We start from the raw sequence: 4,183 nt of genomic DNA on the forward strand, positions 1-4,183 counted from the left end.
TAAGTCGGGGGCGCAGCGGGACGCTGACGGGCGGTTCGGAGGGCAAGGGCATGCCTGCATTTTCACAGGCGATCGCACCCGTGCGACATGCTCACCGCGGCTTGTCGAGTTGCCACTGCAAATGCGCCTGCACCGCCGGCCACTCCGCCCGTGTGATGCTGTAGACGCAGGTGTCGCGCAGCAGCCCGTTGGGCATGCGCTGGTGGCTGCGCAGGATGCCGTCGAGCCTGGCGCCCAGCCGCTCGATCGCGCGGCGGCTCTGCTGGTTGAAGAAGTTGGTGCGGAACTCGACCGCGATGGCCTCCTTCTCGAACGCATGCGACAGCAGCAGCAGCTTGCACTCGGTGTTGAAGCCGCTGCGCTGCACGCTCGCCGCCGTCCACGTGGAGCCGATCTCCACGCGCTGGTTCACCGCATCGATGTTCATGAAGGTCGTCATGCCGACGACGCGGCCGGCGGCATCGCGGGTCGTGAACGGCAGCATCGAACCCTTGCGCTGCAGGTCGAGGCGGCGCTCGATCTCGGCGCGCATCGCCCGCGGCGCGGGGATCGCGGTGTACCAGAGGTTCCACAGCTCGCCGTCACTGACGGCGGCGATCAGGTCCTGCTCATGATCGAGCGAGAGCGGTTCGAGCGAACCGTGCGAGCCTTGCAGTCGAAGGGGGGTGAGCCAGCTCATCGTCATCGTCCTTGCGCGAAATTCCGGGTTCAGGGCGCTCTACAGTAGCGCCGGTGTGGCACCTTGAAAAGTGCCACGGATCCTGATTTTCATGGTGCCATGATGAACCCACCCGTGCCGCAGGCCCTGCTCGATGCACCGCTCTCGCGCGAGCGCGGCCCGGCGTCGCTGCAACGCCAGCTGCACGATCGGCTGAAGCAGGCGATCCTCGGCGCCCGGCTGGCCCCGGGCAGCCGCCTGCCGGGCTCGCGCGCGCTGGCCGAGGCGCTGTCGATCTCGCGCAACACCGTCACCGCGGTCTACGACCTGCTCGCGGCCGAGGGCTACCTGCTGCCCGATCGGCAGGGCACGCGCGTGGCGGCGCTCACGCGACCGGCACGCAGCGCACCGCGCCATCCGGTGCAGCGTGCCGCATCGGCCGCATCGCCGGCGCTGGCGCGGCGCCTGGCGGCGATCCAGTCCGAACCGGCGCGCGCCGATGGCGAGGTGGCGCTGCGCCCCGGCGTGCCCGCGCTGGCCCAGTTCCCGCTGGCCGAATGGCGCCGTGCGCTGGATCGCGCGATGGGCCGCGCCGGCCCGTCGGCGCTCGGCTACGGCGACCCGTTGGGCGAGCCGGCACTGCGCCACGCGATCGCCCGCCACCTGAGCGTGGCCCGCGGCGCGCGCTGCGAGGCCGCGCAGGTGGTCGTCACCGAGGGCGCGATGGAGGCGCTGGCGCTGTGCGCGCGGCTGCTCACGAACCCCGGCGACACCGCATGGGTGGAAGACCCGGGCTACCGCGGCGCCCGCACGGCGATGCATGCGGCCGACCTGCACCTCGTGCCGATGCGCGTGGATGCCGAAGGGCTGTGCGTGCCCACGAGCGACTGGACCGCCCGGCCGCCGCGGCTCATCTACACGACGCCGTCGCACCAGTACCCATTGGGCGCGGTGATGAGTGCCGCGCGCCGGCTCGAACTGATCGCCAACGCACAGCGCCACGGCGCCTGGATCATCGAGGACGACTACGACAGCGAGTTCCGCCACGCCGGCGACCCGATCGGCGCGATGCAGGGCCTGGTGGCGCAGGCCCCGGTGCTGTACGTGGGCACCTTCAGCAAGACGATGTTTCCGTCGCTGCGGCTCGGCTTCCTGGTGCTGCCCGAGGCACTCGCGGCCCGGCTGCAGGCGCCGCTCGGGCAACTGCTGCGCGGCGGCCACCGCCATGAGCAGCTGGCTCTCGGCGATTTCATCGAGAGCGGCGCGTTCGGCCGGCACCTGGGGCGCATGCGCCGGCTGTACCGTGAGCGGCAGGTCGCGCTGCGGGATGCCCTGTCGCGCCACTTGCGCGTGCCGCATGTGATCGACGGCGGCCATTGCGGCATGCACCTCACGGTGCGGCTGCCGGGCGAGTACGCCGATGCCCGCATCGCCGCCGCCGCGCTGCGCCACGGCATGGCACCTGCCGCCTTGTCGAGCTTCGCGCTGCAGCCGTCGGCCGACGACAACGGGCTCGTGCTCGGGTATGGCAACACGCCGGCGGAGCGCTTCGAGCCGCTGGTCAGGAAGTTGTCGCAGCTGACGCGTACGAAGGCATAGCGCACGGCAACTCTCGCTGCGCACGAAACGGCTCTGCACATTCAGGATTTGCAAGCGGTCCGTATGGCCACTACCGATGCGGTGAGGGGCTTGCTCTACTGCGACCCCCATCGCCCTGTTGCGCTGCAACACCCCTCCTGTGCCGCCCCCCCGCTCTCCTTCGCGCCCGCTGCAACGCGCCACGCTGCTCACCACCCTGATTGCGCTGTTGTTCCAGCCAACCGCCTTGCACGCGGAGATCCAGGTCGCGAACGGCTTCCAGGATCCGGTGTTCACGAACTGGATCAACGACCATGTCGACATCCTCTTCGGGGCCGGACCGGTGAGTATCCAGCGCCAGACATGCGCCGTCGGCGGCCAACCGATCTGGGCTCCGTTCGCCTACCGCGACTACCCCGGCGACATCATCGTCGGCTGCGCGTACAACGTCGCCGATGCCACGACCCAGGTGCTCGCGAAGGTCGACGCTCAATTGCGCAAGGCCGCGGTGTCCAGCCGAACCGACAAGTTCTACGCACTGCGGTACTCGACACTCGTCGTGCTGCAGAACAGCGACACCGCGGCGGTCTACGGCCGAGTCAAGATCGCTCCGTTGGCAACGGACCGGAACACGCCGGACGATGTTCCCCCAGGCGATTGCAGCGACACATCGAGACCCGTGGCCGGCGACCCGATCGTGGTCGCTACGGGCCAGAGCTTCCAGGTGGCCGCCGACTACCGGTCACCGCGTTCGAACGGCCTGAGCTTCCAACGCTTCCACGACAGCGCGAACAGCGCCGAAGGCACCCTGGGCGTCGGCTGGCGCCACAGCTTTTCCCGCCGCATCGAGGCCTTTCCTTCGAAGGATGCTCCGACGCAAGTCCATGTCATTCGCGACAGCGGCAAGCTGGTTCGCTTCGTGGCGGCGAATGGCGAATGGAAGGCCGATGCGACGGAGCCATCGACACTCGAGACGCTGCCGGACGGCTGGCGCTACCGATCGGAAGCGAACGAACTGGAAACCTACGATGCCCAAGGCCGGCTGCTGGGCGTCACCTCGGCGAGCGGCTACGCGACTCGCGTCACGCTCGATTCAGCGGGGCGCTTGGCAACGGTGGACGACACCTTCGGCCGCAGCCTCGCGCTCGGCTACGACGCCGACGGCCGGCTCGCCTGGCTGCAAGACGTTGCAGGTGCGACGACGCGCTACGCCTACATCAGAACGAACGGGATCTCGACGCTGAGTCGCGTGGCCGACGCGGCCGGCGCCACCAAGGCCTACCTGCACGAGCTGAGCCGGTTCCCGGGCGCGCTCACGGGCCTGCAGGACCAGAATGGCGCCCRCCACGCCAGTTGGTCGTTCGACGACAGCGGACGCGCGACGAGTTCGGAGCTTGCCGGCGGTGTCGACCGAACCGTGCTGGCCTATGCGACGGGATCGACCACCGTGACCGATGCCCTGGGTGCGACCCGGTCACTGGGCTACCAGACGCTGGGCGGCGTGGCCTTCCTGAGCTCGGCCTCGCAGCCTGCCGGCAGCGGGTGTTCCGCCGCCACGCGCCGTTGGCTGCACGACAGCGCCGGCAATCTCGTCGAGAAGGATGACTTCAACCAGGCGCGCGTCTGCTTTGCCTACGACGACAGACATCGGCAGACCCGGCGCGTCGAGGGGCTGAGCACCTCGCACACCTGCGCGGGCACGCTCGCCGAGGATGCGGCGCTGCCCGAGAGCGCCCGCAAGTTCAGCCGGCAGTGGCACCCGGACTGGCGGTTCGAGACACGGCGTGCCGAGCCCGGCCGCATCGTGATCCGCATCTACAACGGCCAGCCCGATCCGTTCAACGGCCAGGCACCGGCGCGCTGCGCGCCGGCCGACGCGCTGCTGCCCGACGGCAAGCCGATCGCTGTGCTGTGCAAGCAGGTCGTGCAGTCCACCAACGATGGTGA

At 69.7% G+C, this 4,183-nt stretch carries 3 protein-coding genes; 2 read left to right on the forward strand and 1 reads right to left on the reverse strand.

Going from position 1 to position 4,183, the window contains the following annotated elements; genetic code table 11:
* Nucleotides 1-91: 91 nt before the first annotated feature.
* A complete protein-coding gene (locus AC1D12_RS26505; protein WP_047502727.1) occupies nt 92-679 on the reverse strand; it encodes a GNAT family N-acetyltransferase in 588 nt (195 codons plus the stop codon).
* Nucleotides 680-778: 99 nt separating this feature from the next.
* On the opposite strand from AC1D12_RS26505, the gene pdxR reads away from it, so the two are divergent.
* Together pdxR and AC1D12_RS26515 are read left to right on the forward strand one after the other, a co-directional pair.
* Entirely contained in the window at nt 779-2,257 is a 1,479-nt protein-coding gene (gene pdxR / locus AC1D12_RS26510; RefSeq protein WP_477843966.1) for a MocR-like pyridoxine biosynthesis transcription factor PdxR, read from the forward strand.
* A gap of 118 nt (nt 2,258-2,375) precedes the next feature.
* A partial coding sequence (locus AC1D12_RS26515; protein ID WP_477843968.1) for a DUF6531 domain-containing protein occupies nt 2,376-4,183 on the forward strand: 1,808 nt, incomplete at its 3' end.

The sequence above is a fragment of the Rhizobacter sp. P1_G5 genome, assembly GCF_056405435.1.

Excerpts from the sequence above, each read along its gene's own strand:
- AC1D12_RS26505 (WP_047502727.1), bottom strand. The coding sequence starts at position 679 with ATGAGCTGGCTCACCCCCCTTCGACTGCAAGGCTCGCACGGTTCGCTC.
- pdxR (WP_477843966.1), top strand. The coding sequence starts at position 779 with ATGATGAACCCACCCGTGCCGCAGGCCCTGCTCGATGCACCGCTCTCG.